Raw genomic sequence first — 26,335 nt, forward strand, 5'->3', positions numbered from 1 at the left:
AGCCGCTTAATGCGGCTTTTTTTATTTAAACATGTGGCTAACAACGACAAAATTCGACATGTTTCGGCTAAACATAACATAGACAGCGGGACTCAATAACTGAACGACAGAGCCAGACGGTTTCACTTACTCCCACAGCGCTGACTATAAATAACCGCGCTTGGCTCACATAGCGCAAATTTCATTACAGCAAGATCAGTGTTAACACATACACCACTGCCATGCCCGTGCCCCCTTGCACTAAGGTCGCCATGGTTTGTGCACGATAAGCCTGTGGCACACTCATTTTACTAAACTGAGTCACCACCCAAAAGAAGCTATCGTTGGCATGAGACACCGTCATGGCGCCCGCCCCTATGGCCATTACCGTCAGCACGCGGCCCATTTCACTGCCCAAACCAATGTCACCCAACATAGGCGCCACCAATGCGGAGGTGGTAACCAGTGCGACTGTAGAAGAGCCTTGTGCCGTCTTAAGCGCCGCCGACACAATAAACGGCATGAAAATTCCAATACCTAAGCCAGACAAGGCCATACCAAGATAACTGCCGACTTCAGTCGCTTTAATCACGGCACCAAATGCACCACCGGCACCGGTAATTAAGAGAATGGGCGCGGCAGACACTAAGCCGCTGGCAATGTGCTCGCTGAATTGTTCGATCTTTTTCTGGCCTTTAAGCAGGCCACACGACAAGAACAAACCAATGAGCAAGGCGTTCAGCGGTTGGCCTAGAAAGTTTAGCAGCTGATAAACGCTCTCTTTCCCCAAGGGAGCGGAAGGAAAGTTCGCCACTGAGCCTAAACAAATCAGCAGAATAGGCACAAAAATAGGCGCAAAGGCATTAAAGCTATTAGGCAAAGCACCATAACGCGCTTTCATCTGCTCAAATTCTTCGGCTTTTTCCACTAATTCTTCGGCACCCTCACCATCGGGCTGTTCATGCTTGAAACGATTGGCCCACAGCAAACCCGCTAACGCGGCAAACGCCGACACCAACAAGCCCACACCAATCACTAGCCCTAAGCTGGACTCCAACCCTAAGTTACCCGCCGCCGCTATTGGGCCTGGAGTAGGTGGCACAAAGGTGTGCGTCGCATACAAGCCGGTGGCGAGCGCGACGCTCATTGCCACACTAGATACGCGCATCCGATTCGCCAACGACTGCTTCAGTGAGTTTAAGATAACGTAACCCGAGTCACAAAATACCGGGATCGAGACTAAATAGCCGATGATCGACACCGTTAAGGTCGGAAATCTCGGGCCCAGTACTCGGATCACCGCCTCGGCCATGGTGATGGCCGCGCCACTTTTCTCTAAGATCACACCAATAATAGTGCCCAGTACTATGACCAAGCCTATGTAGCCTAATATGCCACCAAAACCATCACTGATGGTTTTGGCCGTATCGGCGATGGGTAAGCCACTAAGCAATGACAGTAAAAAGGCGGCTAACAGCAGCGTAAGAAAAGGGTGTAATTTGAGTTTAGCCGTCGCTAGAACAATAAAAGCGATAATGGCAATTAAGATAAACACTGTACTCATAACATAAGCTCCTGATAACAAAAGCCGTGCTGAGAGTCAGGCCGGCTTGCCAAGCGAAGATACAATAAAAACAATTCAGCATATTTTATTAAAATCACACCACCAACAAAGAATAAGCAAAACAAAGTATTGCTTAAGCCTGATATTTAAGCATTATAAACTGTAGCGTTATGTGGTTACAGAAGAACTTAAGGAAAGAGTAGCGAAGGGCTTATTTTTTATCAAACATGGCCCTTAAGTTAGCGATACTCGCTTGGCCTTTTTCCATGCGCTCGGTTTCGCTCGGTGGTTTGCGATTATGTTCCCAATCGAGATCTTGCTGCGGCAGCTCTAATAAAAAACGACTCGGCTCGGGGCGAAGTTGCTCGCCATATTGGCGACGTTCGCGACACAGGGTAAAGGTCAGCGCCTGCTGGGCCCGGGTAATACCGACATAAGTAAGACGGCGTTCCTCTTCGATATTGTCTTCATCTATGCTGCTTTGGTGGGGCAATAAGCCCTCTTCCATGCCCACCATAAACACAAAAGGAAACTCCAAGCCCTTAGACGAATGCAGCGTCATGAGTTGCACCTGCTCACCATCATCTTCGTCTTCACCGCGCTCCATCATGTCGCGCAGCGTCAAGCGGATCACCACTTCCGGCAAGGTCATGGCTTCGTCAACCTCTGAACCTTCCAGCATCTGACTGACCCACTTAAACAGCGTAGACACGTTTTTCATGCGCATCTCGGCGGCTCTGGGGCTGGGTGAACTGTCGTATAGCCATTCTTCGTAGTTAATGTCTTTGATCATATCGCGCACCGCTTCCACCGCATTACCCCGCTCGGCTTCTTCACCGCGGCGCACCAACCAATTGGTAAAGGCACGCAAAGCGACCAAGCCGCGACCATCGAGAGTTTGCTCTAGGCCCATCTCAAAGCTGGCGGCAAACAGGCTTTTACTGCGATGATTAGCGTAAGTACCCAGTTTTTCTAAGCTAGTGGGGCCAATTTCACGGCGCGGTGTATTTACCACCCGCAAGAAGGCGTTATCGTCATCGGGATTCACCAACAGACGCAGATACGCCATTATGTCTTTGATTTCACTGCGCGAGAAAAACGAGGTGCCGCCGCTGATCTTGTAGGGAATACGGTTGGTCATCAGCTGCTTTTCTAGCAAGCGCGATTGATGGTTGCCGCGATAGAGAATCGCATATTCGCCAAACTTACTGCCGTTCATAAACTTATGGCCCATGATCTCGGCCACCACACGCTCTGCTTCATGCTCTTCATTTTTGGCAAATAACACCCGCACCGGTGCCGCGTAATCCATCTCAGAAAACAGCTTTTTTTCGAATACGTGTGGGTTATTAGCAATCAAGATGTTGGCGCATTGCAAGATTTGGCCACGGGAGCGATAATTTTGCTCCAGCATGATCACTTTTAGCTGCGGATAATCGTCTTTCAGTAACACCAAGTTTTGTGGTCGCGCACCGCGCCAAGAATAAATCGATTGGTCATCATCACCCACCACGGTAAAACGCGCCCGCTCACCGGCAATCAGCTTCACCAGTTCATATTGGCTGGCATTGGTATCTTGATATTCATCCACCAACAGATAGCGAATTTTGTTTTGCCAAAACTGGCGTACTTCATCGTTAGTTTTCAGCAATAAGGTGGGCATCAGGATCAAGTCATCAAAATCCAGCGCGTTATAGGCCTTCATTTGCCGCTGATAACGCTCATAACACTGGGCAAATAACACTTGCTCTGGATCATTGGCGATCCGTGCGGCACGCGCCGGCAACACCAGATCGTTTTTCCAATTAGAAATGGTGCTGACTAAGCGACTGAGTGCATCTTTATCACCGTCTAATTCTTGATCCGTCAGATCCTTTAATAGCGCCAGCTGATCTTGATCGTCAAACAACGTAAAACCGGCCTTTAAGTTCAGCGTCTTATGCTCACGGCGAATGATATCTAGACCCAGACTATGAAACGTGGACACCATCAAGCCGCGCGCTTCAGATTTGCTTAAGGTTTGCAGCACCCGCTCTTTCATCTCGCGGGCGGCTTTGTTAGTAAAAGTCACAGCGGCGATATTTCGCGCTTTATAGTCACATTTACGCACCAGATAGGCGATTTTATTGGTGATCACCCGCGTCTTGCCACTGCCGGCGCCCGCCAGCACTAGGCAAGGACCACCAATAAAGTGCACGGCTTCGTCTTGGGCTGGATTTAATTTCATAAGGGCATTCCGACAGTGAAACAGGAGCGCTATTCTAACGGCTAGCGGGCAGAGGGGAAAGGCGTAAGCCCTTCGGGCAGCTTTAAACGGTAAGCTAAGAGAAACACCTAAAGCCACTTCGCCACGGAATCCACAGAAGAACACGGAAAAATAAAGATGGGATAAGATCGACAAGTGACAATAATTTTATTGGTAAGAGCTCGACCTCTGATGGGCGTTTGTTTGGCCCTTACCATTAATCATCACTCTCAGATTTGATCACTATTTTTCCGTGGGTTCCGCGGGTTCCGTTGCGAAAGAGGAGTTGATTTGGCTTATCTCGTCCTCTTTACCCTTTACTCTTCTCTCTTAACCGCCCATGATCTTGCCAGTGCTTATTTACCTGAACTTATGATGGCCCTCGATATACAGACTCTTAGACTCGACTTCCCTATTCTGGCTCACACCGTTAATGGCCAGCCCTTGGTGTATCTAGATAACGCCGCCACCACCCAAAAGCCACGAGCTGTGTTGGAAGCGCTTGAGTATTATTACCAGAGCCAAAATGCCAACGTGCACAGAGCCGCTCACGCCTTAAGTGGCCAAGCGACTCAGGCTTTTGAAGGCGCACGCGCTAAGGTCGCGACCTTTATTAATGCCCCAGATAATGCCCAAGTGATTTGGACGCGCGGCACCACTGAGGCCATTAATCTAGTGGCCTACAGCTTTGGCATGCACAGTCTTAAAGCGGGCGATGAGATCTTGCTGTCCACCATGGAGCATCACGCCAATATAGTGCCGTGGCAGCAAGTGGCAGCGGCCACCGGCGCCATCATTAAGGTGATTCCATTAACTGAAGATGCCGAGCTGGATATGGAGGCGGTGACCAGCTTGTTCTCAACGCGCACTAAGCTGCTGGCGGTCAGTCATATCTCTAATGCGCTAGGCATCATTAATCCCATTAAACAATTGATTACCATGGCCAAGGCAGTGGGTGCGGTGACGCTGATTGATGGCGCACAAGCGGTGGGTCATTTCCCCATAGATGTGCAAGCGCTAGATTGTGACTTTTATGTGTTCTCGGGCCACAAGATGTTTGGCCCCACCGGCATTGGCGTGCTCTATGGAAAACGGGAATTATTGGAGGCCATGCCACCTTGGCAAACCGGTGGCGAGATGATTAAAAATGTGAGCTTCGCGCGCACCACTTTTGGCGAGCTGCCTTTCAAGTTTGAAGCGGGTACGCCTAATATTGCCGGCGCCATTGGTTTGGCTGCAGCCGTGGATTATTTATCGGGTTTGGATCGCGCAGCCTTAGTGGTACATGAACAAGCCTTAATGGATCAGCTGCTGGCTGGCCTAAACGCCATGCCAGACGTGCGTATTATTGGTCGCCCGCAAGCCGGTGCCGTGTCGTTTGTGATTGATGATGCGCACCCACAAGACTTGGCCACCCTACTCGATATGCAAGGCATAGCGGTGCGCACCGGCCACCATTGCGCCATGCCTTTAATGCAGGCGTTGGACTTGTCACAAGGCACCATTCGCGCATCCATCGCTTTTTATAATAGCGCAGACGACATTGCCGCCTTGTTGGCGGGTCTTGATAAAGCTCGGGAATTTTTCTAATGCAGCCATTCGGAAACACCATTACCGACACCGAAGTTCGCAACCTATTTGCCGCCGCTCATGGCTGGGAAGCCCGCTATAGAGAACTGATCAAATTAGCCAAGCAGTTACCGGCATTAGATGATGCAGATAAGATAGAAGCAAACGCCATTCACGGTTGTGAAAGCCAAGCTTGGCTGGTGAGCGAGCAAAATACTAATGGATTGTGGCAGCTACACTGCGACTCAGATGCGCGTATCGTTAAAGGCTTGATGGCGGTGGTGCTAGCGGCGCTGAACAATAAAACCGCCGCGCACATTCAAGCCTTCGACATGGAAGCCTACTTCGCCGAACTGCAGCTATTAAGCCACCTAAGCCCATCGCGGGGGAACGGCCTGCGGGCAGTGGTCGCGGCTATAAAACAAAGCTGCCAGTAAAAACCGTGAGGAGTAAGGCGAAAGGCGTGAGGAGTAACACCCGTATCTTTAGATTCGGTGTTTTCCGCCTCACCCCTCACTATTTACGCTTCACGATCACTTTTCAAAGCTAACTTAGCCAATATTCGGCTCACCATAAAAAAACCAAAAGTGGCGGTAATGTGGGTGATGGCACCAAAGCCCGAGGCACAGTCCATTTTCATGGTGCCGTCTAGCTCAGGTTTGGCATTGCAGATGCCGCCATTGCCGTCTGGATATTTGGGCTGTTCGGTAGAGAACACGCAGTCTACGCCAAATTTGCGCTGAGGGTTTTTACTAAAATTGTGAAAACGACGCAGCTCGTTGCGCACCTTGGCCGCCAAGGGATCCTGAATCGTTTTACTGAGATCTCGGATCTGGATCTGACTGGGATCCGTTTGCCCGCCAGCACCACCGGCGGTGATCACCGGGATCTTGTTGCGCTTACAAAAGGCGATCAAAGCCACCTTAGCTTTTACTGAGTCGATCGCATCCAGCACATAATCAAAATCGCGCAGCAAATAGTCCGCCTGATTTTCGCTACTGATAAAATCATCGATGACGGTGACTTTGCAGTCAGGATTGATCAAGGCAATGCGCTCCGCCATAGCCTGCGTTTTTTCTTGGCCAATCTGATTGGTGAGTGCATGAATTTGCCGATTGGTATTGGTGATACAGATGTCATCCATATCCAACAGCGTGATGGCACCTATGCCCGAGCGCGCCAGCGCCTCTGCCGCCCAAGAGCCCACGCCACCTATGCCGATCACACACACGTTTGCTTGTGAAAAGGTTGCCAATGCATGAGTGCCGTACAGTCGGGCAATACCACCAAAACGCTGATCAAAACTCATATTCACTCCCACTAAATGTGCGGCCAGTATATCAAGCTCCGTTGAGGTTGGGGAATACAGCGGTGCAAAGAGGTAGCTGGATTGCCTACGCCAACGCGCTAACCCACATCCATGTGACGCTCGGCAAATGCCGTTGAGCGCCATGGACAGCGCGAGTGTCAACATTGCAGGAGCCTTTGTTGACCATGGCATTTAACGGTTGGCTACGACAATTCCTACCTCCTCTTTCAACGATATAGAGCCGCCTGCTGATGACATCAACAGACAGTATCTCCAGCAGAACACTAAAATACTAACGAAGAGGCTGCTGAGATAACCGCAGCCGACCATCACATAACATGGACGTTAGGTGCTGAGCGTCGCAAGGATGCAGCTTAGCGAGTCGGCGGTGGTTGTTCAGCAGCCTCTATATGCTAATCGGTGACACTCTGAATTACCGTTAAAACTCAGGATCAAAAAAGGGAGCCTAAGCTCCCTTTTCATATCGCGCTAGTTAAAGCGCCTATTCAACTTTACGACTAACCACCAACGGCGATGTTTTGCATGTCGGTCATGTAAGAACGCAGGGTCTTACCGATAATCTCAACGGGGTGATTACGAATCGCTTCGTTCACGTCAATCAAGCGACGGTTGTCTACTGAGTTAGTCTCAACTTCGAAGCCCTTACCAATTACGTTGGTACTTACCTTAGGCATGAACTTCTCACGCAACAAAGGCACGGCGGCGTTAGCGAACAAGTAGTTACCGTATTCTGCCGTGTCAGAGATAACCACGTTCATTTCGTACAAACGCTTACGAGCAACTGTGTTGGCAATCAGTGGCAGCTCATGCAGAGACTCATAGTAAGCAGACTCATCGATGATGCCTGATGCGGTCATGGCTTCAAACGCCAACTCAACGCCGGCTTTCACCATGGCTACCAATAGGATGCCGTGGTCGAAGTATTCTTGCTCGCCGATCGCAACGTCAGTCGCTGGATACTGCTCGAAGCTAGTGTCGGCAGTCTGTTCACGCCAAGTCAGCAGGTCTTTGTCGTCATTGGCCCAATCAGCCATCATGCCGGCAGAGAAATTGCCTTGGATGATGTCATCCATGTGCTTGTTAAACAATGGGCGCATCAGCTCTTTCAGCTCTTCAGCCAAGTCGAACGCTTTGATTTTGGCAGGGTTAGACAAACGGTCCATCATGTTGGTGATGCCGCCTTGCTTCAGCGCTTCGGTGATGGTTTCCCAACCGAACTGGATCAGCTTGCCTGCATAACCGGCATCGATACCGTCGGCCAGCATTTTTTCGTGGGCTAAAATAGCGCCAGCTTGCAACATGCCACACAGAATGGTTTGCTCGCCCATTAAGTCAGACTTAACTTCGGCTACGAAAGAAGATTCTAAAACGCCGGCACGGTCGCCGCCAGTGGCAGATGCCCAGGCTTTAGCAACGGCCAAACCTTCGCCTTTAGCGTCGTTTTCTGGGTGTACGGCAATCAGAGTTGGTACGCCGAAACCACGCTTATATTCTTCACGTACTTCAGTACCTGGGCACTTAGGAGCAACCATGACCACGGTAATGTCTTTACGGATCTGCATGCCTTCTTCAACGATGTTGAAGCCATGAGAGTAACCCAAAGTTGCGCCTTCTTTCATTAACGGCATAACGGCGTTAACGGCAGAGGTGTGCTGTTTGTCAGGAGTCAGGTTCATGACTAAGTCAGCTGTTGGGATCAGTTCTTGGTAAGTACCAACTTTGAAGCCGTTCTCGGTCGCTTGCTTGTAAGACTGGCGCTTCTCGGCGATAGCTTCGTCACGCAGTGCATAAGCAACATCAAGGCCAGAGTCACGCATGTTCAAGCCTTGGTTCAGGCCTTGTGCGCCACAACCGACGATAACTACTTTTTTACCTTTCAGGAAGTTACAACCATCGGCAAATTCGTTGCGCTTCATGAAGCGGCACTTGCCCAACTGCGCAAGCTGCTCGCGCAGAGTCAAAGTATTAAAATAATTATTAGCCATTGAATAAACTTCCTATTAATTCATGAAGAGAAATTTTTGCACCGCTGCAAACTAGGCTGCGATGTCGACAGAGCTACTATACCTCAGACACATCATTGCTTAAAATGATATATTCGAAACAGAGTGTTGCGATTTATGCAACACTATTAAGAACTCTAGGATCAAGACCTTTTCGCAACGAAATCCACAAAAGAACACGAAAAAATTAAGCTGAAATAAAAGCAAAGATTGAAGATGAGAGTCGTGCTTTAGGTCTATCCATTAAATATTTTTTAGATTTGATCTCTATCTTTTCGTGGGTTTTGTGGATTTCGTTACAAATGTTTTGTTGTTTAGTCTCGTATCGCCTAAGGAAAACGCCGTGGATTTTCGTCATCTCGAATTATTTGTGCACTTAAGCCAGAGTTTACACTTTGGCCACACCGCCGATGCGATGGCAGTGAGCCCGTCTACGCTCAGCCGTGCCATTCAACGCCTCGAACAAGACATCGGCTGCGAGCTGTTTATCCGCGATAACCGCACCGTGTCGCTCACCCCTGCGGGTAACCGTTTGCAGCAATTTGCTATGGGTTGGCTCAGCGACTGGCAGCATCTAAAGCAAGAGCTAAAAAATGGTGACGACAGCCTACAAGGCCGGTTACGCGTTTATTGCTCGGTGACCGCCAGCTATTTCTTATTGCCCAGTATTTTAGAGCGCTTTCGCAGCCGTTATCCGCGCCTTGAAATTCGTCTAGAAACCGGTGACCCAGCCTTGGCCATCGATAAAATTCTCGACGATGAAAGCGAGCTGGCCATAGCCGCTCGCCCCGATGCGCTGCCCGCTAAGGTGCATTTTATTAATTTACAAACCGTGCCCATGGTGTTTATCGCGCCGACCACGGCCGGCCCCGTCAGCGAGCTATTAGAACAAAAGCCGCTGGACTGGCAGCGCTTGCCGGTGATCTTATCCGAGCAAGGTGTAGCCAGAAAGCGCGCTAATCAATGGTTTAAGAGTAAAGGCATCAGCCCTAATATTTATGCTGAAGTGGCAGGCAACGAGGCCATTATCGGTATGGTGGCGTTAGGTTTTGGTATAGGTGTGGTGCCGCGTGTGGTTATCGATCACAGCCCTATGGGCGACAAGGTGCGGGTGCTATCTGCCACGCCGGCGTTAAAATCCATTGAAGTGGGGGTGTGTTTATTGAAGAAACGTCTCGATGACCCACTGATCCAAGCCTTCCAACAAACGGCGTTAGAGCCGGTTTAAAGGTAGCTGGAAGCGATAAGCTAGAAGCGGTCAGTTAAAACTAAACATCAAACCTACAGACTCGGTCTTTCTTCAAGCTCTCAGCTTCGAGCTTATAGCTGCCCGAAAGGCTGACGCCGCAGATGAATTAAGGCTAAAATGCGCTATAGCCTAAGGAGATCATCATGTTAGACCCTAAAAAATTAGAAGACATAGCTCGCCAGATCCAAAATAGCCTACCCAGCGGCATCAAAAATATGGGCGAAGAAGCAGAAAAACGCATTCGTGCCGTGCTGCAAGCCCAATTGGGCAAGCTGGATATGGTGACCCGCGAAGAGTTTGATGTGCAAACCAAGGTGTTGCTGCGTACACGTGAAAAGCTCAATGACATGGAAGCTAAGCTTGCACTGCTCGAGCAGAAATTAACGGCTGGTCAAGTAGTCGATGCTAAACAGCAAGACTGAACAAGCGTTAGCCCAGCAAGTGAGAGCGGCATGTTTGTCAGCCGTATGCTAAAAACACATAAGCCAGTAGCGAATCAATCGCTACTGGCTTATTTTTTTGTGCGCGCTTTAGCGCTATTTAAGTTAAGTCTTAAATAAATTCGAAAGCATCGCCAAATAACTGCTCGCTGATCACGCCTTTTTCTTTAAAGGCTTCACGCGCCACACCGGCCATTTCAAAGCGCCCAGCTATATACACGTCGTAGTCGTGCAAACTTAAGAAGTCTTCCATGATAGCTTCGTGCACTAAACCGGTACGACCGTGCCACTGCTCTTCCTCGTTTTGGATCACGGGAATATAGGTAAGCTGTGGGTGTTCAGCCGCCCAAGCTTTCATTTCTTGATCCGCATACAAATGCTGAGCAAAACGCACACCCCAATATAAAAATACCGGTTGGCGCAGGCCGTCGGCGATCATCTGCTGCAAGATAGAGCGGGTATAAGAAAAGCCAGTGCCCCCCGCCATCAAGATCACAGGATGATGGGAGTCGGCGCGTAAATGCGCCTTACCCGCGGGCAACTGCACATCAATCTGCCCTTGGTCTTGCATGCGCTTGAGCACTTGCATGGCATAGGTATTATCGGTTGTGGCACCTATGTGCATTTCCAACAGACCTTCGTCACTCATGGTATTGGCTATCGAAAACGGACGTTTATCATCTTCGGCCATCACCACCAATAGATATTGACCAGCCAGAAAATCCACCGGTATTTCTGGCTTTAAGCGTACATACCACAGGGTATCGGCCATCTCTTCTAGGGCTTCTACACTACATGTTACTTTCTGCATGACTATCCTTTGAGTTTATTCTGTTTGACGCGCTATTTGGCGATCTGTTTAACACTCGACTTGACGATCTATTTAGCGCTCTATTTGATAGGGGAATCGAAGATCCCCAGCTCGTCCCATAAGCTGTCTACCTTTTGTTTCACTTGTGCTGGCATCTCTATCGGCACGCCCCATTCACGGTCGGTTTCACCCGGCCATTTATTGGTGGCGTCCATCCCCATTTTTGAGCCAAGGCCAGACACCGGCGAAGCAAAGTCTAAATAATCGATGGGCGTATGTTCAATGAGCGTCGTATCGCGGGCCGGATCCATGCGCGTGGTAATGGCCCAGATCACATCGTTCCAATTTCTGGCATTAATGTCATCGTCACAGACGATCACGAACTTAGTGTACATAAATTGACGTAAATACGACCAAACGCCGAGCATGACACTTTTGGCATGACCCGGATAGCGCTTTTTAATGGTCACCACCGCCATCCGATAAGAGCAGCCTTCGGGCGGCAAGTAGAAGTCCACAATTTCTGGGAACTGTTTTTGTAAGATAGGCACAAACACTTCATTGAGCGCCACGCCTAAAATCGCCGGCTCATCCGGTGGCCGACCGGTATAAGTTGAATGGTAAATCGCATCATGACGACGGGTGATCCGCTCCACTGTGAATACCGGAAACTCGTCCACTTCGTTGTAATAACCCGTGTGATCGCCGTACGGCCCTTCGGGCGCCATCTCATTCGGATAAATAAAGCCTTCCAAGACAATTTCGGCGCTGGCGGGTACTTCTAAATCACTGCCGATACACTTCACCACTTCGGTACGGCTGCCACGCAATAGCCCGGCAAAGGCGTATTCAGATAAGGTGTCGGGCACAGGCGTCACGGCGCCCAAGATAGTGGCAGGATCCGCACCTAAGGCCACCGCAACGGGATAAGGCTGGCCGGGATTGGCTTCTTGCCATTCTTTAAAGTCCAGCGCGCCGCCACGGTGGCTGAGCCAGCGCATGACCAGCTTATTTTTGCCGAGTAACTGCTGGCGATAAATACCGAGATTTTGCCGTTTCTTATAAGGCCCTCGAGTGATGGTTAAACCCCAAGTAACCAGCGGCGCCACATCTCCAGGCCAGCAATGCTGAATCGGCAATTGGGTAAGATCCACTTGCTCGCCCTCCAAGACAACTTCTTGGCAGGGGGCTTTCTTCAGCCGTTTGGTCGGCATATTGAGCACTTGCTTAAAGATGGGCAGTTTTTCCATCAGCTCTTTCAAGCCTTTAGGTGGCTCTGGCTCTTTTAAATACGACAGCCAGCGGCCTACTTCACGCAAGGCTCCCACATCTGCTTGGCCCATGCCCATGGCCACCCGTTTGGGAGTGCCAAACAAGTTGCCTAACACCGGCATATCGAAGCCTTTGGGATTTTCAAACAACAGCGCCGGACCGCCCGCCTTGAGCGTGCGATCACAAATTTCGGTCATTTCTAGATAGGGATCGATTTCATGCTTGATACGCTTGAGTTCGCCCTGAGCTTCGAGTTGCGTAATAAAGTCGCGCAAGTCCTTATATTTCATAGGTTTATTCCAAGTGCATCGACAAAGGCTAACGATTATAGCCTGTTAGCTTTGCCTTGTAATGGCCAATAAAAAAAGTCATGGGCAATAAAAAACCGCGGACCAGCCGCGGTTTTGTTGAGCATCAAACGCTTATTTTTGCTGGCGTTTCATGGCATCAAAGAATTCATCGTTGGTCTTGGTCATGGCCAACTTGTCGATCAAGAACTCGACCGCATCACTCTCACCCATAGGGTGGACAATTTTGCGCAAGATCCACATCTTTTGCAGTTCATCCGGCGTGGTCAGCAATTCTTCGCGGCGAGTACCAGAGCGAGTAATGTCGATAGCAGGATAGACGCGCTTCTCGGCAATTTTGCGCGACAAGTGCAGCTCCATGTTACCTGTACCTTTAAACTCTTCGTAGATAACATCATCCATCTTAGAGCCGGTTTCGACCAGCGCGGTGGCGATGATAGTCAGGCTGCCGCCCTCTTCTACATTACGAGCCGCACCAAAGAAACGCTTAGGACGGTGCAAGGCGTTGGCGTCCAAACCACCGGTCAATACCTTGCCAGAAGAAGGGATAACGGTGTTATAAGCGCGGGCAAGTCGTGTGATGGAGTCGAGTAAGATCACCACGTCTTTCTTGTGTTCAACCAGACGCTTGGCTTTTTCAATTACCATATCAGCCACTTGCACATGACGCTGTGCCGGTTCATCGAAGGTAGAAGCAATCACTTCACCTTTCACCATGCGTTGCATTTCGGTCACTTCTTCCGGACGTTCGTCGATCAATAATACGATCAACACACATTCTGGATGGTTGTAAGCGATGCTTTGCGCGATGTTTTGCAACAGCATAGTTTTACCGGCTTTTGGCGGTGCCACTATTAAACCACGCTGACCTTTACCGATTGGCGAGGCCAAGTCGAGTACGCGCGCCGTAATATCTTCGGTTGAGCCATTGCCGCGTTCCATTCTCATGCGCTCGTTGGCATGTAATGGCGTTAAGTTCTCAAACAAAATCTTATTACGGGCGTTTTCGGGGCGGTCGTAGTTAACTTCGTTAATTTTAAGCAACGCAAAATAACGCTCACCTTCTTTAGGTGGTCGTATTTTACCGGCTATGGTGTCGCCGGTGCGCAAGTTGAAACGACGGATCTGACTGGGAGAGACATAGATATCGTCGGGTCCAGCCAAATAGGAAGAGTCGGCACTGCGTAGAAAGCCGAAGCCATCTTGCAAGATTTCCAACACGCCATCGCCAAAAATATCCGCGCCGCCTTTGGCATGTGCCTTCAGGATTGCAAATATAATGTCTTGCTTACGTAAACGGGCTAGGTTTTCCAAGCCCATGGTCTCGCCAAGCTTCACTAGCTCAGAGACGGGGGTATTCTTGAGTTCAGTCAGATTCATAGTGGTGGGTTTCTATCAACCAGGATATGTAAAATAGTAAGGAAAAAGTCTGCTGGGATGAGACTTAAAAATGCAGGGCCGTTATAAGCTGGCACAAATGTAGGTTAGCAAACGATCAGTAAATTAACACTAAAAAGGCCGACAGTCTATAAAAACAACAAGGGATGCTTTGCGCATCCCTTGTTCAATCTCGCTATTACAGGTTAGCGTCTAGGAACTCTTTTAACTGAGACTTAGACAGCGCGCCTACTTTAGTCGCGGCTACTTCGCCGTTTTTAAACAACAGCAAGGTAGGAATACCGCGAATACCAAACTTAGGTGGGGTATCGGCGTTTTGGTCGATATTCAATTTACCGATAGTTATCTTGCCTTCGTACTCTTCGGCCACTTCAGCCAAAATTGGGGCAATCATTTTACAAGGACCACACCATTCAGCCCAAAAATCGACTAATACGGGACCACTAGCTTTAAGCACGTCCGCTTCGAAGCTGGCATCGGTCAGCTGCACAATTTTGTCACTCATCTCCAACTCCAGTCAGTTTTTTTATCACTCAACAGCAAATGTCGAGACAATGTAGAATTTAGTTGGTCTATTCCAAACGATCCTGTTTATTATTGCAAGCCTAACCTGATATTCTGAACGTTATGAGCAAAACACACTTAACTGACGTAAAATTTGCCCAATTAGGTCTACAACATCAAGTTGTCGCCGGACTGGACGCAAAAGGATTTCACAACTGCACGCCAATACAGGCGTTGTCGTTACCCCATTTAATTGCAGGCAAGGATATAGCAGGGCAAGCCCAAACCGGTACCGGCAAAACCATCGCCTTTCTCGCCGCCACCTTTAATCATCTCTTAACCACGCCCATTCCAGAACATCGCCAGCTTAATCAGCCCAGAGCCATTATTATGGCACCGACCCGAGAGCTTGCGGTACAAATCCATAATGATGCGGACACCCTCAGTGCCAATACGGGTCTCAAGTTGGGCCTAGCTTATGGCGGTGAAGGGTATGAAGAACAAACTGCCGTGTTTAACGCCGGTGTGGATATTTTAATCGGCACTACCGGTCGCATTATCGACTTCTTAAAAAAACAAGTGATCGACATGGGCGCCATTCAAGTAGTGGTGCTCGACGAAGCGGATCGCATGTTTGATCTGGGCTTTATCAAAGATATTCGCTTTTTATTCCGTCGCATGCCGCCGGCGAACCAGCGGATAAATATGCTGTTTTCGGCCACGCTTTCGCTACGAGTGCAAGAGCTGGCCTACGAACACATGAACAGTCCAGAGCAAGTCACTATTGAGCCTGAGCGTAAAACGGGCATCCGTATCAAAGAAGAGCTGTTTTATCCGGCCCAAGAAGACAAGCTGTTATTACTGTTGACCTTGATGGAAAGCGAATGGCCCGAGAAGGCTATCGTGTTTGCTAATACCAAGCACAGCTGTGAAAAAGTTCATGGCTGGCTGGAAGCCGACGGTCATAGAGTTGGCCTGCTCACCGGCGATGTTCCCCAGCGTAAACGCATGACCATTTTGGAAGACTTTACTAGTGGCGCACTGGATATTTTAGTGGCCACGGATGTGGCAGCACGCGGGCTACATATTCCGGATGTGAGCCATGTTTTTAACTACGACTTGCCTGATGATGCAGAAGACTATGTGCATCGCATTGGCCGTACCGGTCGTGCCGGCGCCAGTGGTTGTTCGATTAGTTTTGCCTGTGAAGAATATGTATTTAATTTACCGGCGATAGAAACCTATATCGAGCACCCAATCCCGGTAACGGATTACGATAAAGCCGCCTTGCTCGATGATGTGACGCCACCATTGCGTATTCATCATCATAGAGCTAGCTCTAATCGCAAACCTAATGACGGTCAACGCCGCCCCAGCGCGCCACACCGTCGTCGTAGCTAACCAGGAGTAATGGTGTGAGCACTGGTGTGACTAATGGTGTGAAAAATAGCGCCCTGTACGCCGCCATCGACTTAGGCTCAAACAGCTTTCATATGTTGGTGGTGCATGAGGTAGCAGGAGCCAGCCGTACGCTTGCTAAAATTAAGCGCAAGGTACGCTTGGCCGCCGGCCTTCAAGCAGACGGCAGTCTTGATCAGGCTGCCATGCAAAGAGGTTGGGATTGTTTGCAGCTGTTCGCCGAGCAGCTGCAAGATATTCCCGCAGAGCATATTCGTATCGTCGGCACCGCCACTTTGCGTATCGCAAGCAATATCAACGCTTTTTTAGAAACTGCCCAAGCCATTTTGGGCCATCCCATTCGCGTGATTTCCGGCGAAGAAGAAGCGGCGCTGATTTATGAAGGTGTGGCTTGGACTTCCTCGGGCACAGGCCGACGCTTGGCCATCGATATCGGCGGCGCCAGTACCGAGCTGGTCATTGGCGAAGGCACCTCGGCGCTGCTGCTGAACAGCTTAAACATGGGCTGCGTCACTTGGCTGAAACGCTACTTTGCCGATGGTTTGTTATCAGAAAGCAATTTTGCACAGGCCATAGCGGCCGCACGCCACGTGCTAACCCCCGTGGCCGGTGCTTATCTTAAACTAGGCTGGCAAGGCTGTATCGGCGCCTCAGGCACCATACAAGCCATTCAAGAAATTATGGTCAGCCAAGGTGAAGACGAACGCATTACCTTGGCCAAGCTACAGGTGCTAAAGCAGCAAGCCATCGCCTGCCAGCAATTAGATAAGCTGAGCCTATCCGGATTACACGCCGACCGCGCCAGCGTGTTTCCTTCAGGCCTCGCTATTTTAATTGCCTTGTTCGATATGCTGGCCATAGATGACATGGTGTTGGCCGGTGGCGCGCTACGCGAAGGACTGATGTACGGCATGTTAGGCCAAGGCCAAGACTGCGATGCCCGTGAGCGCAGCGCCAATAGTGTGATCAGCCGCTATCAGCTCGATCGCACCCAAGCCGAACGTGTGCGCAACACGGCGCTCAATGCCTTGAACCAGTTAGCCGCACAAGCTACCGAACAAGAGTTAGAGCTAGACGACTCGGCCAGCGCCATGTTGGGCTGGGCGGCGCTCTTGTATGAGCTGGGTTTGTGTATCGAATATAAGCGAGCACCAGAACATGGGGCTTATATTATCAGTCACATCGACTTGCCCGGTTTTACCGGTGCGCAAAAGCAGTTGTTGGCTGCGCTACTGCTTAATCAGCGCGATGACTTTCAATTTGATGCACTCGAACAGCAAAGTGCCATCAGTACCGAGCAGGCCGTGTTACTGGCTCGTTTGTTACGCATCAGCATTATTCTTTGCCTGCGCCGCACTCGCGGTACTGTGCCGGAGTTTCAGATCCGTGCGCAAGGCTCACAGCTCACGCTGACACTACCGACTAACTGGAGCCAAACGCACCATCTGCGTGCCAGTGAACTACAGCAAGAAGCACAACGCCAAACCGAGTTGGGTTGGCCCTTGGTTATAAAACACCGTGAAGAGTAAGAGGTAAAGTGTGAGGGGCCAAAGAAAAACAAGAGCTTAAGACTTTCTCGCCACGGAATACACGGAAGAACACGGACAAAACACTAGGGAACAAGACGGTTCTATTGGATAGACCTTACAAAAAGTATCTGTCTCGCTCTTGTTCTTTTGCTCTACTTCCGTGGCAAAAATGGTTTTGTGTTGAAAAAAGGCGCCTTGCGGCGCCTTCTTTATTTCTACTCTTTATCAGCATATTTGGCTAATTGCTCTTCTTTCAGCCAAGTAGCCACGCGTTTGGCGAAGTAAGTGAGAATGCCATCAGCACCGGCGCGCTTAAAGCACATCAAGGACTCCAACACGGTTTCACGCTCTTTCAACCAGCCGTTTTGAATGGCGGCCATGTGCATGGCGTATTCACCGCTTACCTGATAGGCGAAAGTCGGCACCCCAAACTGATCTTTCACGCGGCGCACCACATCCAGATAAGGCATGCCCGGCTTCACCATAACGCTGTCGGCACCCTCTTCAATATCGAAGGCCACTTCTTGTAGCGCTTCGTCGCTATTGGCCGGATCCATCTGATAAGTCGATTTGTTGGCACCTTTCAAGTTGGCGGCCGAGCCGACTGCATCTCTAAAAGGACCGTAATAGTTAGAGGCATATTTGGCGGAATACGCCATGATCTGGGTGTTAATAAAACCGGCGGCTTCGAGTGCTTGACGAATAGCACCGATACGGCCATCCATCATGTCAGAGGGCGCCACTATATCGGCACCGGCCTCGGCTTGGCTCAGCGCCTGCTTCACCAGCACCTCAGTGGTGATATCGTTTAGCACATAAGCGTTATCATCCAAGATGCCGTCTTGACCGTGCACGGTAAACGGATCCAGCGCCACATCTGTCATTACGCCAAGCTCGGGATAAGCGGCTTTTAACGCCCGAACTGCTTCTTGAGCCAAGCCTTGGGGGTTGTAGGCTTCTTCTGCCATTAAGCTTTTCTGGCTGGCATCCACCACCGGAAATAAGGCAATTAAAGGCACGCCTAACTTCACCAACTCTCCGGCTTCCACTAACAGTAAGTCAATCGATAAGCGGTCTATGCCCGGCATAGAGGTTACGGCTTCGCGACGGCCCACACCCGGCAAGACAAACATCGGATAAATAAGATCGTCTACCGTAAGCGTATTTTCGCGCACTAAGCGACGGCTAAAATTTTGATTACGAGTGCGGCGTAAACGACGAGATTGAAAATTACCAAATATCTGTTGAGTCATGACTGCTCCAAGCAAAGAACTAAATACGGAAAAAGGCACGACTGGTCGCCGAGGTATCGGCAATCAGCTGGTCGGGATTTTCGCCCCGACAGGCGGCAATACGGTGTGCGATGTGGCCTAAGTAAGCGGGTTCATTACGCCGACTTTTAGGCTTCACCGCTAAATCACGCGGTAACAGATAAGGGCTGTCTGTTTCTATCATTAAACGATTGGCAGGGATTAGCGACACCAGCTGCTGCAGACTTTGGCCTCGGCGCTCATCGCAAACCCAGCCGGTGATGCCGATATGTAAGTCAAGGTCGAGGCAATCTTTCAGCTCATCTTGGCTGCCGGTAAAGCAATGCAATACGGCCGCCGGCAATTTATTGCGCCACGGCGTTAATATGTCCATAAAGCGCTGATGGGCATCGCGACAGTGCATAAACACCGGCAGTTGCAGCTCGGCAGCCAAGGCCAGTTGCGCCTCAAACACGGCTTCTTGCTGGGGGCGCGGCGAAAAGTCGCGATTAAAATCCAGCCCACATTCACCCACAGCCACCACTTCTGGGCGCAGCGCCAAGGTACGCAATGCGCTTAGGCTGTGCTCATCGAAGCTTTTGGCTTCGTGAGGGTGAATGCCGGCGGTGGCATAGCAAAAGTTCGGCTGGCTGGCTGCATAGTCGGCGGCAATCTGGCTGGCGGTGAGGTTAGTGCCGGTCAAGATCAAGGCAGATACATCTGCAGCCTTGGCGCGTGCTATCACCTCATTTCGGTCGGCATCAAATTGCCGGTCGGTGAGGTTAACACCTATATCTATCATGAAGCCGAGTCCTGCTCTTGTTCTGCGTCGGTATCTTTTCGTACATAGAAACGCGCGAAGAACACGCCCACTTCAAACAGCATCCACATGGGAATCGCCAGCAGCGTCTGCGAGATAACATCTGGCGGCGTGAGTAGCATGCCCACCACAAATACAATCACAATCACGTACGGGCGCTTACTGGCCAGCTCTTTAGGCGTCATCATGCCGGTCCAACAGATCAAGATGGTGGCAATCGGGATCTCAAAGGCGATGCCAAAGGCGATAAACAGCCCTAATACAAAATCTAAATAACTGGCGATGTCGGTGGCTATGGTCACCCCTTCCGGCGCCATCTTGGTGAAGAAACCAAAAGCCAGGGGAAACACTACGTAGTAGGCGAAAGCCGCGCCGGCATAAAACAGCAGCGCACTGGAAAAGACTAAGGGGGCAATTAAACGTTTTTCATGCTTATACAGGCCAGGTGCCACAAAAGCCCACACCTGATACAGCACATAAGGGATAGCCAGAAAGAAGGACACAATTAAGGTTAGCTTCATCGGCGTTAAAAATGGCGTCGCCACCCCAGTGGCAATCATGGTGCCGCCCTCGGGTAATTGGCGCAGTAAGGGTTCGGCCAAGATGCTATAAATATCGTTAGCAAAATACACCAAAGCCACAAACACCAACAATATAGCGGCGAAGGCACGCAAAATGCGCCCTCTCAGCTCCACTAGATGGCTGAACAAAGGCTGATGTATTTGATTCATTTAAGATTTATCCTGAGAAGCCGATGATGAGTCAACCGTAACGTCTGTTTTATTAGCAGCGGCGTCTGGCACAATTGGCGGCTGTGTAGACGAGGTCTGTGGCGCTGGTGATGATTCTGCTGACGCCTTCTTTTCGTAAGGACGCGTCACCGATGCCGCAGCGTCTCTTAACTGGTCAACCGACTCTTTAAGCTCCGGACTCAAGTGCTTAATGTCGAGCTGCTCGGCCTTTTTGAGATCCCGATGCAACTCTTCCATCCGCAGCTCTTGGCTGAGCTCAGTTTTCACCGCATTGGCAGTATCACGCACGGTTTTAAATAAGCGTGATACGGTTCTGATCGCCACCGGCAATCGCTCGGGGCCCAGCACTAACAGTCCGACCACGCCAATCACCACTAGCTCCCAGAAACCGATATCAAACATGCTTATACTCGATCATTATCTTTGGTTTTTTCTTGATCTTTAGGGCTCAGCGTTTCTGCTTGATCCTTCTTATCAAACAATGCTTCTTGTTCAAAGTCCGCATCTTGCTTGTCTTTCGCCGCATTTTTCTCGTCGTCGCTTATCGCCTTCTTAAAGCCTTTTACCGCAGAGCCTAAGTCACTACCCATACCGCGTAATTTTTTAGTGCCGAACAATAACACCACAATTAGCAACACAATTAGCAACTGAACTGGACTGATTCCACCCATAATCGTTTTTCCTATCTAAAATAAAACCACATCATAACCGAGCTTGATGACAATACCTTGATACTCGATCACATTAGCGTGCGATTTTCCGCCAACCCTGCAACCAAACTACCAACGTCAACACCAAACCCGACATAGCCCACTGATTTTTATCCATGGCCAACAGCAAAGTGCTGGCCAGCAATAGCGTCGCGCCCATGGCGAGCAAGAAGCGCCCTTTACTCTGATCTTTATCATGCACCGCAAACTGGTTATACAAACCCTGTACTTGGCGCTGCTGTAGCTTGGCTTGGCGCAACGCGTCATAAATTAATTCGGGCAACTCTGGCAATTTTTCGGCCCAAAATGGTGCTTTTTCTTTGACCGCATTAATCACCGCCTTGTAACCCACTTGCTGCTGCATCCACTCTTCTAAAAAGGGCTTGGCGGTCTTCCATAAATCAAGCTGCGGATATAGCTGTCGGCCCACACCTTCGACATATAAAAGCGTCTTTTGTAGCAAGACCAGCTGGGGCTGTACCGCCATATCAAAACGACGGGCGGTATTAAATAGATTGAGTAGCACATGGCCGAAAGAAATCTCCGACAACGGTTTCTCAAAGATAGGCTCCAGCACGGTACGAATCGCCGACTCAAATTCTTCTATCTTAGTATCTGCTGGCACCCAGCCAGATTCAACGTGTAGCTCGGCCACCTTACGATAATCGCGATTAAAGAAGGCCAAAAAGTTATCGGCCAAATAGCGCTTATCGTCTTTGTTCAGGGTTCCGACTATGCCGCAGTCAATACCAATCCACTGCGGGTCTTGGGGATGTTCATAAGAGACGAAGATATTACCTGGGTGCATATCCGCATGAAAGAAACTGTCACGAAACACCTGTGTGAAAAAAACCTCTACGCCCCGCTCTGCGAGCAATTGCATATTGGTACCATTGGCTTTCAGTGCCGCTATATCCGACACTGGAATACCGTAGATTCGCTCCATCACCAGCACATTTTCACGGCAGTAATCGGAATAGATCTCCGGCACATACAGGGTGCCTGAGCCTTCAAAGTTGCGGCGCAATTGAATGGCATTAGCGGCTTCACGCAATAGGTTAAGTTCATCGAATAACGTCTTGCGGTATTCTTCCACCACGGCAACCGGTCGTAAACGCTGGGTGCGCTCAGGTGCAAACTTTGCCACTAGGTAGGCCAAGGTGTGCATTAAACTCACATCGGCTGCAATCGTTTTCTCTATATCTGGCCGTATCACCTTGATCACGATTTCTTGGCCCGTTTTTAGGCGAGCCGTGTGTACTTGAGCAATAGAGGCCGACGCCAAAGGCCGCACTTCAAAGCCGTCAAATAACTCAGCAATGGGTGCACCTAGGCTAGTTTCAATAAGTTGCTGCGCTAAAGCGCCATCAAAAGACGGCACTCTGTCTTGCAATAAGGCCAGCTCTTCGGCTATGTCTGGCGCTAATAAGTCACGACGCGTGGAGAGCATTTGACCAAACTTAATAAACACAGGCCCCAAGTGCTCGAACGCCAACCGAATACGCTCCCCGCGAGACAGGTCGGGATAGCGATTCTTCAGCCAAAAGATACTTTTTCTGGCAATACGCGCCGGCCAAATCTGTAAACGGGCCGGGATCAGCTCGTCTAAGCCGTATTCGAACAGCGTCTTACCTATCTGATAGAGTCGTGCTAGTTCACGGAGCTTTTTCATGAATGCCTAATATTATCCGTTAAGGTCGCCAAACGTATGGCTAGCTGTAAGCTCTGCTTATGTAGTTCCGCCACCTGATCACTAAAGTCGGCGAACTCAAGGGGACCTACGGCTAAACGCGCCTCTTCGCGCACATAATCACCTAACTGTACCCCTAACGCTTGCCCTCTCACCTGCATCGAGCGAGCCAGCTCACTGGAATGACGAACCATAAGATGGGCCAAGGCATCCCCCGTATAAGGAGCTAGCCAAGCTTCAATATCAACATTGGGAGCTTTCAGCAGTTCTGAAAAGGCCTGCCAAAGCGTCGGATCGCCTTGCAAGTCGATACTGCCATCTCGTATATATTGCATCAACAAGCCTTTGTCTTTTAGCAGGCCGATGGCACTGAGCGAAAGGCTCAAGTGGCTATCTGCTACGCCTTCAAAGGTTTGCAATACCACCACTTTGTGGTCGCAGAACAGCAAATACAGACTCAATACACCAGTGATGGTGAGTTGCAGTGTTTTTCCTTGTAAGGGCGCCGCTTTTTTTAAGCGCTCGGCATCATTGAGCAACAAGCGATTAAACGCCGTTTCTAATGAGCCATTCAATAAAGGAAGTAACAAGGAGCGCATCAGAATTTAAACCCGCGATGCAAGGCGACTATGCCGTCGGTGAGATTGAAGTACTCAACCTGCTCCAGACCCGCTTGCTCCATCATACCCTTAAGGGTGTCTTGATCCGGATGCATACGAATTGACTCGGCTAAGTACTTATAGCTGTCGCCGTCTTTGGCCACCAAGCTGCCGACTTTAGGCAAGATATTAAAAGAGTAGAAGTCATAAAGCTTATTCATGATTTCATGCTGCGGCTTAGAAAACTCTAACACCAACAAGCGCCCGCCCGGCTTTAACACGCGCTGCATAGAGGCGAGCGCTTTGTCTTTATCGGTCACGTTGCGCAAACCGAAGGCGATAGTAATTAAATCAAAGTGATTATCTGGAAATGGCAGTGCTTCGGCGTTGGCTTGCACATAAGAGATGTTGTTGCCTAGCCCCTTATTACGCAGCTTATCGCGACCGACTTTAAGCATGGAGTCGTTGATATCTGCCAGTACCACCTGACCCGTTTCACCGACAATGCGCGAAAATTTCGCGGTCAAGTCGCCAGTGCCGCCAGCTAAGTCCAGTACTCTTTGTCCTTTACGCACCCCTGAACAATCTATGGTGAAGCGCTTCCACAAGCGATGAATACCAAATGACATCAAATCGTTCATGATGTCATATTTAGCTGCCACCGAATGAAAGACACTTGCTACCATTTGCTCTTTTTCGTTGGCTTCTACCGTCTTGTAACCGAAGTGAGTGGTCGACTTGTCTTGTTCTGACATGCTGGAGGCACCTATAAAATCAAAGTAAGTGAGTGTACTGCAAATACGTATCCTAGACTAACGCGAAGCTAGCAGATGAGTCGTTAGCAGCATGCCTAAGTAAGTTAACATAATACAACAAACCACATTGAGGGACACATTCAACATCGCTTTAAGCCATTGACCTTGTTCAATTAATAACAAGCTATCGAGGGAAAAAGAAGAAAAAGTGGTGAGCGCCCCTAGCAAACCCACCATCACAAATGGCCGCCAGCTATGATGACTTAATATATCCTGTTGCACTAAAATGAACATGCAGCCCATTAACAGTGAACCCAGTAAGTTCACTGTTAATGTACCAAATGGAAATGAACGACCCAGTAGCAGCGCCATAAGTTCGGTCACACCAAAACGCAAGCTAGAACCACAAGCACCACCGATCGCGATAAATAACAAAGCTTTCATTTGTGACTCAAATAATTAGCGTCTAAACGGGAGTTTTAGTGTACGCCTGACGAATGATAAAACCCACCGTCATTGCCCTGAGCTCGGCTAGATAAGTGAAGACATGAGTGAAAAATACGCAGGGTCAATTAAAAGTGTGGTTAAGGGTGATGGATACCATTTTTAGCAGGGCAAAATATTTACCCTGCCAATGCGGTTTAAATATTAAGCCAAGCGTTCACGCTTCGCCTTCACCGACTCACCCGCCACGCCAAAGTCTTGGATCGCGATATCTTGCAGCAAAATACGCACTGTCTCAGGTTTAACATCGAGTGCTCGTACACAGGCATCTGTCACTTCTTTGATCAAAGCTTCTTTCTGCTCATTAGAGCGACCTTCAATTAACGCAATATTTAAAATTGGCATGAAAATTTCCTTTACGTCTTTGATTATTAAAATGACTGGCCATTACATTAAAAAAGCCGAACTTAGTCAAATCTATAAGGCTCAACGCCCGCTGAAAAACACAACTAATACCAATCTAAGTAAAAATATGATCGATTTTAAAGCTCGGAACGAAAGGCAACAGAATCACCTCCCGCGACACGCCATAAACCATCCATGGGGGCTCGGGAAATGCCTTCCTTGGCATTTCACGGTCGTGGGAGCCGAACTCTGTTGCCTCTCCTTAAGCACCGAGTTGTCTGCAGAGCGTTCCCACAGGCGACGCCGCAGCACAGGGGCGGATGAAGGGCTCTACTCAAGCGACCATCACATGACAGGTCAGCAAAGGCTCCTGCAATGCTGAGACTCCCGCCATCCTTGGCGGTCGGACGTCATGTGCTGAGCGTGCATGGGGCGAGCTTGTCTCGCCGAGACGAATCATTTCAGTCTGAGCGAACATCCAGTGAATGTTCGCAGTGGGCTGAAATGATGAGTGGCATTATTAAGGCGTGTCGGTGAAGTAGCCCCTTCGTTCGACCTTTACAAGATAGCTAAATAGATCAGTTAGTTTTCCAGATTGGTATAAAGTAACACCCAGAGCTAAAGTTAGGCAGCAGCTAGCGATCAAAATGACAAAGCCGTATACAAATGAGCAAGGATTTTAATTATTATTCACCAACCATCAAGCTACGAATAGGATCAACATGTTATAGATCGGACATTAATCTTTCGTATTCTTCTATAACCTCACTCACTACGGCATACAGATCAAAAGTATCTCTACGTGATAATTGTAAAGATACATCTTCAATCTGAGAACAGCCTTTTTCGTTGCAGACTAAAAGCACACCTAAGTCATTTAGCTTGAAATGCACTTTTTCTAACTCGCCAACAAGATGCCGATGCTGTTCAGGAATATCAACTTCTATGGTGTTGCAAGGATGAATAGTTATGATTACCTGACTATCACCATTACGTAACGTATAAATCCGTTTCTCATCTAACATACTTATTTCCTTGGCTAAATTTTTCCGTTTCTATACATAAGTAATCTTTTAGTATCACTTATCCTCGATTCTAAGGTTAGCCCAAGACAAAATAGATGTAGTCGTTTGTGCATCTGAAGAAGCGAGAAACTGCCGACAGAGACAACTTATAGGATCTCTATTTTAGGTAAAGAGGATACGATTGCGTTATACCAATCGGATTAAACATTAGATCAGTTTTGTCCAGCTTCGATTACATAGTGATTTCACTCGATCCACGTCGGCA

General features: G+C 49.3%; 25 protein-coding genes. 6 read left to right on the top strand and 19 right to left on the bottom strand.

The window, feature by feature from the left end:
• Positions 1 to 184: 184 nt before the first annotated feature.
• Both ACEN2G_RS09285 and rep read right to left on the bottom strand, forming a co-directional pair.
• Entirely contained in the window at positions 185 to 1,543 is a 1,359-nt protein-coding gene (locus ACEN2G_RS09285; RefSeq protein ID WP_442021209.1) for a GntP family permease, read from the bottom strand.
• Positions 1,544 to 1,754: 211 nt separating this feature from the next.
• A complete protein-coding gene (gene rep, locus ACEN2G_RS09290; RefSeq protein ID WP_442021210.1) occupies positions 1,755 to 3,770 on the bottom strand; it encodes a DNA helicase Rep in 2,016 nt (671 codons plus the stop codon).
• A 393-nt stretch (positions 3,771 to 4,163) separates the two neighbouring features.
• Here rep and ACEN2G_RS09295 point away from each other — a divergent pair, with 393 nt between their 5' ends.
• A complete protein-coding gene (locus tag ACEN2G_RS09295; protein WP_442021232.1) occupies positions 4,164 to 5,378 on the top strand; it encodes an aminotransferase class V-fold PLP-dependent enzyme in 1,215 nt (404 codons plus the stop codon).
• Positions 5,378 to 5,794, top strand: a complete 417-nt coding sequence (gene csdE / locus ACEN2G_RS09300; protein ID WP_442021211.1) for a cysteine desulfurase sulfur acceptor subunit CsdE — start codon at positions 5,378 to 5,380, stop codon at positions 5,792 to 5,794. Before ACEN2G_RS09295 ends, csdE begins: the two co-directional genes overlap by 1 nt.
• 83 nt (positions 5,795 to 5,877) lie before the next feature.
• On the opposite strand, the gene tcdA is transcribed toward csdE, so the two are convergent.
• A complete protein-coding gene (tcdA, locus tag ACEN2G_RS09305) occupies positions 5,878 to 6,666 on the bottom strand; it encodes a tRNA cyclic N6-threonylcarbamoyladenosine(37) synthase TcdA (RefSeq protein WP_442021212.1) in 789 nt (262 codons plus the stop codon).
• 518 nt (positions 6,667 to 7,184) lie between these two features.
• On the bottom strand, positions 7,185 to 8,672 hold the full coding sequence (gene ilvC / locus ACEN2G_RS09310) for a ketol-acid reductoisomerase (protein WP_442021213.1): 1,488 nt from the start codon (positions 8,670 to 8,672) through the stop codon (positions 7,185 to 7,187).
• Positions 8,673 to 9,033: 361 nt separating this feature from the next.
• Here ilvC and ilvY point away from each other — a divergent pair, with 361 nt between their 5' ends.
• Entirely contained in the window at positions 9,034 to 9,918 is an 885-nt protein-coding gene (gene ilvY, locus ACEN2G_RS09315; protein WP_442021214.1) for an HTH-type transcriptional activator IlvY, read from the top strand.
• A 164-nt stretch (positions 9,919 to 10,082) separates the two neighbouring features.
• Positions 10,083 to 10,361, top strand: a complete 279-nt coding sequence (ubiK, locus tag ACEN2G_RS09320) for a ubiquinone biosynthesis accessory factor UbiK (RefSeq protein WP_442021215.1) — start codon at positions 10,083 to 10,085, stop codon at positions 10,359 to 10,361.
• 130 nt (positions 10,362 to 10,491) lie between these two features.
• Here the strand turns inward: ubiK and fre are convergent, their stop codons facing one another.
• The 4 genes from fre to trxA all read right to left on the bottom strand — a co-directional run bounded on the left by fre (position 10,492) and on the right by trxA (position 14,673).
• Positions 10,492 to 11,190, bottom strand: coding sequence for an NAD(P)H-flavin reductase (gene fre / locus ACEN2G_RS09325; RefSeq protein WP_442021216.1), 699 nt, complete (start codon positions 11,188 to 11,190; stop codon positions 10,492 to 10,494).
• 80 nt (positions 11,191 to 11,270) lie between these two features.
• Positions 11,271 to 12,752 carry a 4-hydroxy-3-polyprenylbenzoate decarboxylase gene (gene ubiD / locus ACEN2G_RS09330; protein WP_442021217.1) on the bottom strand — a complete coding sequence of 494 codons (1,482 nt, stop codon included), beginning with the start codon at positions 12,750 to 12,752 and terminating at the stop codon, positions 11,271 to 11,273.
• Positions 12,753 to 12,884: 132 nt separating this feature from the next.
• Positions 12,885 to 14,150: a transcription termination factor Rho gene (gene rho, locus ACEN2G_RS09335; RefSeq protein WP_442021218.1), complete on the bottom strand. Its 1,266-nt coding sequence runs from the start codon at positions 14,148 to 14,150 to the stop codon at positions 12,885 to 12,887.
• A 196-nt stretch (positions 14,151 to 14,346) separates the two neighbouring features.
• Positions 14,347 to 14,673, bottom strand: coding sequence for a thioredoxin TrxA (trxA, locus tag ACEN2G_RS09340; RefSeq protein WP_442021219.1), 327 nt, complete (start codon positions 14,671 to 14,673; stop codon positions 14,347 to 14,349).
• 122 nt (positions 14,674 to 14,795) lie between these two features.
• On the opposite strand from trxA, the gene rhlB reads away from it, so the two are divergent.
• Both rhlB and gppA read left to right on the top strand, forming a co-directional pair.
• The gene (gene rhlB, locus ACEN2G_RS09345) at positions 14,796 to 16,073 is read left to right on the top strand and encodes an ATP-dependent RNA helicase RhlB (protein ID WP_442021220.1); all 1,278 of its coding nucleotides are present in this window, start codon (positions 14,796 to 14,798) and stop codon (positions 16,071 to 16,073) included.
• Positions 16,074 to 16,111: 38 nt separating this feature from the next.
• On the top strand, positions 16,112 to 17,620 hold the full coding sequence (gene gppA, locus ACEN2G_RS09350) for a guanosine-5'-triphosphate,3'-diphosphate diphosphatase (RefSeq protein ID WP_442021233.1): 1,509 nt from the start codon (positions 16,112 to 16,114) through the stop codon (positions 17,618 to 17,620).
• Positions 17,621 to 17,835: 215 nt separating this feature from the next.
• Here the strand turns inward: gppA and hemB are convergent, their stop codons facing one another.
• From hemB to ACEN2G_RS09405, 11 genes are all read right to left on the bottom strand, one after another.
• Positions 17,836 to 18,873, bottom strand: coding sequence for a porphobilinogen synthase (gene hemB / locus ACEN2G_RS09355; RefSeq protein ID WP_442021221.1), 1,038 nt, complete (start codon positions 18,871 to 18,873; stop codon positions 17,836 to 17,838).
• 19 nt (positions 18,874 to 18,892) lie between these two features.
• Positions 18,893 to 19,672 (bottom strand): TatD family hydrolase, encoded by a 780-nt coding sequence (locus ACEN2G_RS09360; RefSeq protein WP_442021222.1) that lies wholly within the window; start codon positions 19,670 to 19,672, stop codon positions 18,893 to 18,895.
• Positions 19,669 to 20,421: a twin-arginine translocase subunit TatC gene (gene tatC, locus ACEN2G_RS09365; protein ID WP_442021223.1), complete on the bottom strand. Its 753-nt coding sequence runs from the start codon at positions 20,419 to 20,421 to the stop codon at positions 19,669 to 19,671. Before tatC ends, ACEN2G_RS09360 begins: the two co-directional genes overlap by 4 nt.
• Positions 20,422 to 20,844 (bottom strand): Sec-independent protein translocase protein TatB, encoded by a 423-nt coding sequence (gene tatB, locus ACEN2G_RS09370; protein ID WP_442021224.1) that lies wholly within the window; start codon positions 20,842 to 20,844, stop codon positions 20,422 to 20,424.
• A gap of 2 nt (positions 20,845 to 20,846) precedes the next feature.
• Positions 20,847 to 21,113, bottom strand: coding sequence for a twin-arginine translocase TatA/TatE family subunit (gene tatA / locus ACEN2G_RS09375; RefSeq protein WP_442021225.1), 267 nt, complete (start codon positions 21,111 to 21,113; stop codon positions 20,847 to 20,849).
• Between the two features lie 73 nt (positions 21,114 to 21,186).
• The gene (ubiB, locus tag ACEN2G_RS09380) at positions 21,187 to 22,824 is read right to left on the bottom strand and encodes a ubiquinone biosynthesis regulatory protein kinase UbiB (RefSeq protein ID WP_442021226.1); all 1,638 of its coding nucleotides are present in this window, start codon (positions 22,822 to 22,824) and stop codon (positions 21,187 to 21,189) included.
• The gene (locus ACEN2G_RS09385; RefSeq protein WP_442021227.1) at positions 22,821 to 23,441 is read right to left on the bottom strand and encodes a ubiquinone biosynthesis accessory factor UbiJ; all 621 of its coding nucleotides are present in this window, start codon (positions 23,439 to 23,441) and stop codon (positions 22,821 to 22,823) included. Before ACEN2G_RS09385 ends, ubiB begins: the two co-directional genes overlap by 4 nt.
• Positions 23,441 to 24,196: a bifunctional demethylmenaquinone methyltransferase/2-methoxy-6-polyprenyl-1,4-benzoquinol methylase UbiE gene (gene ubiE, locus ACEN2G_RS09390; protein ID WP_442021228.1), complete on the bottom strand. Its 756-nt coding sequence runs from the start codon at positions 24,194 to 24,196 to the stop codon at positions 23,441 to 23,443. Before ubiE ends, ACEN2G_RS09385 begins: the two co-directional genes overlap by 1 nt.
• Positions 24,197 to 24,253: 57 nt before the next feature.
• On the bottom strand, positions 24,254 to 24,640 hold the full coding sequence (crcB, locus tag ACEN2G_RS09395) for a fluoride efflux transporter CrcB (protein WP_442021229.1): 387 nt from the start codon (positions 24,638 to 24,640) through the stop codon (positions 24,254 to 24,256).
• A gap of 204 nt (positions 24,641 to 24,844) precedes the next feature.
• Complete coding sequence (locus ACEN2G_RS09400; RefSeq protein ID WP_442021230.1) at positions 24,845 to 25,045, bottom strand: tautomerase family protein; 201 nt, start codon at positions 25,043 to 25,045, stop codon at positions 24,845 to 24,847.
• Between the two features lie 725 nt (positions 25,046 to 25,770).
• On the bottom strand, positions 25,771 to 26,070 hold the full coding sequence (locus ACEN2G_RS09405; protein WP_442021231.1) for a hypothetical protein: 300 nt from the start codon (positions 26,068 to 26,070) through the stop codon (positions 25,771 to 25,773).
• Positions 26,071 to 26,335: the final 265 nt, after the last annotated feature.

The organism is Oceanisphaera sp. W20_SRM_FM3, assembly GCF_052119705.1.
Classification (GTDB): domain Bacteria; phylum Pseudomonadota; class Gammaproteobacteria; order Enterobacterales; family Aeromonadaceae; genus Oceanimonas.